The sequence below is a fragment of the Streptomyces solincola genome, from assembly GCF_002982015.1.
GTDB lineage: Bacteria > Actinomycetota > Actinomycetes > Streptomycetales > Streptomycetaceae > Streptomyces > Streptomyces solincola.
This window is the reverse complement of sequence record NZ_PVLV01000378.1, coordinates 1-2,621: the sequence shown is the minus strand read 5'-3', so window position 1 is coordinate 2,621 and position 2,621 is coordinate 1. Positions and strand designations below refer to the sequence as shown.

Sequence of the window (2,621 nt, the reverse complement as noted above, 5' to 3'; positions counted from 1 at the left end):
CGAGCCGTTGCCGCTGCGCTATCTGACCTGGCTGGGGCACGCGGCCACCGGCGACCTGGGCGTCTCGGTGGCCGGTCAGCGGCCGGTGACCGAGCTGCTGGCGCCGGCGGTGGGGCAGACCCTGCTGCTGACCGGGGCGGCGTTCGCGCTGGTGCTGGTCGGCGGGGTGGTGCTGGGCGCGGCGGGCGCGGCCCGGCCGCCCGGCCCGCTGGGGCGGCTGTGCGGGGCGCTGTCCACGCTGTCGATCTCGGCCCCCCAGTACTCGGTGGCGCTGCTGCTGATCGCGGTGTTCGCGGTGCAGCTGCGCTGGTTCCCGGCCGGAGGCACGCACTCCGCGTTCGGCGGTGGGGGCGGGTCGGGTGACCTGCTGCTGCACCTGGTGCTGCCGGCGGTGGCGGCGGCCCTGGTGCCGCTGGGGCTGACCGCCCGGGTGTTCCGGGCCGCGCTGGCGTCGGTGCTGGCCGGGGAGCTGGCGGACGCGCTGCGGGCCCGGGGCCTGGGGCGGTTCGCGGTGTGGCGGGCCTGCGTGCACAACGCATCGCCCGCGCTGCTGACCATCGCCGGGCTGCAACTGGCCTATCTGCTCGAGGGAGTCGTGTTCGTGGAGACCCTGTTCGCCTGGCCCGGCCTGGGGCGGCTGCTGTACGACGCGCTGGCCGCCCGGGACCTGCCGCTGGTCCAGGGCGGGGTGCTGGTGGTGGCGGTGGCCTTCGTCGGGATCAACATCCTGGTGGACACCGCGCACGCCTGGATCGACCCCCGGGTGCGGGGCTGACATGGCCGTTCCCGTCCTCGACCCGCCGCTCACCGCGACCGCCCTCGGCGGGCGGCGCCGCCGCCGTCCGGCGGCCGGTCTCGCCGTGCCGGCCGCGCTGGCCGCACTGCTGCTCCTGGTGGCCGCCGCCGCGCCGCTGCTCGCGCCGTACGGGGCGGCCGACGGCTCGCTGACCGGCCGGCTGCTCCCGTTCGGCTCGCCGGGACATCCGCTGGGCACCGACGGGCAGGGCCGCGACCTGCTCAGCCGGCTGCTGCTGGGCGCCCGCGCCTCGCTGGCCGGCGGTCTGCTGCCGGTGCTGGCGGCCACCGCGCTCGGCACCGCGCTGGGGATCGCCGCCGGACTGGGCGGCCGGGTCGTCGAACAGGCGCTGCTGCGCTCGCTGGACGTGCTCTACGCCTTCCCCGGCATCCTGCTGGCCATCGCGGTGGCGACGGTGCTGGAGCCGGGGCTGGCGGCCACCGTGCTGTCGCTGTCGGTGGTGCTCACCCCGGCGGTCGCCCGGGTCGCGCACAGCGAGGTGCGCCGGGTGCGGGGCGCGGACTTCCTGGCGGCGGCCGAGGTCAGCGGCGCGGGGCGGGGCGCGATCGCGCTCCGGCAGGTGCTGCCGGTGGTGGCCCCGGTCGTCCTCGCCTACGCCTCCTCGCTCGTCGGTCTCGCCGTGGTGTACGCGGCGGGGCTGTCGTTCCTGGGTCTGGGCGTCGCCCCGCCCGCCGCCGAGTGGGGCGCGATGCTCGACGAGCTGCGGCCCGCCCTGCTGACCCGCCCGGAGCTGGCGGTGCTGCCGGCGCTGGTGATCCTCGGCGTCTCGGTGGTGTTCAACGCGCTCGGCGAGGCGCTGCGGCGCCGCGTCGGGGTACGGGAGGACGTGCGATGAGCCTGCTGCGGGTGGCGGGGCTGACGGTGGACCACGACGGTCCCGGGGGCCCGGTACGGGCGGTGGACGGGGTCTCCTTCACCCTGGAGGCGGCCGGGACGCTGGTGCTCGTCGGGGAGTCCGGCAGCGGCAAGAGCACGGTGGCCCGCGCGGTGCTGGGCCTGGCACGGCCGGGCACCCGCACCGGCGGCTCGCTGGTCTTCGAGGGCGCCGAGCTGCTGGGGGCCGGCGAGCGGGCCTGGGGCCGGGTCCGGGGCCGCCGCATCGGCTATGTGGCGCAGGATCCCACCGGCGCGCTCGATCCGCTGCGTCCGGTGGGCCGTCAGATCGCCCAGGTGCTGCGGCGGCACGGCGAGGCGCGGGGCCGGCGGGCGGCCCTGGCGGCGGCGCGGGCGCTGCTGGAGGCGGCCGGGATCGCCGACCCGGAGCGAGTGGCGGCGAGCCGGCCGCACCAGCTCTCCGGCGGCCAGCGCCAGCGCGCCGGCATCGCCGTCGCGGTGGCCTGCCGGCCGGCCCTGCTGGTCGCCGACGAGCCGACCACCGCGCTGGACGTGCTGCTGCGGGCCCGGGTGCTGGAGCTGTTCGCCCGGCTCCGCGCCGAGCAGGGCACCGCGCTGCTGCTGGTCACCCATGATCTGGACGTGGCCCGCCGGGTCGGCGGCCGGGTCGCGGTCCTGTCCGCAGGCCTCGTCACCGCCACCGGTTCCGCCGACCACGTGCTGGGCCCTGCCGGGGGACTACCCGGTCCGGGCGGCCGGACGGCGCCGGCCGAGGGCCGCGACCAGGCTCCGGAGGCGGTCCGATGACGTCCGCGAGCCGCACCCCCCGCCCGCACGCCGACGCTCCCGCACCCGGCCCGGAAGCCGCCCCCGACCGCGTACCGCTCCTGGTCCTCGACCAGGTGGCCAAGTCCTTCGCCCGGGCGGCCGGGCCGGGTGCGGGAGCGTCGGCGTGCGGGCGGGGGGTGCG

General features: G+C 78.6%; 3 protein-coding genes. All 3 read left to right on the top strand.

From position 1 onward, the window contains the following. Positions 1-775, top strand: a 775-nt coding sequence (locus tag C6N75_RS22125; protein ID WP_146132639.1) for an ABC transporter permease, incomplete at its 5' end; no start/stop codon positions are given. Position 776: 1 nt separating this feature from the next. Continuing rightward, on the top strand, positions 777-1,652 hold the full coding sequence (locus C6N75_RS22120; RefSeq protein WP_105870651.1) for an ABC transporter permease: 876 nt from the start codon (positions 777-779) through the stop codon (positions 1,650-1,652). Next, entirely contained in the window at positions 1,649-2,458 is an 810-nt protein-coding gene (locus C6N75_RS22115) for an ATP-binding cassette domain-containing protein (protein WP_105870650.1), read from the top strand. Before C6N75_RS22120 ends, C6N75_RS22115 begins: the two co-directional genes overlap by 4 nt. The last annotated feature ends 163 nt before the right edge of the window (positions 2,459-2,621 follow it).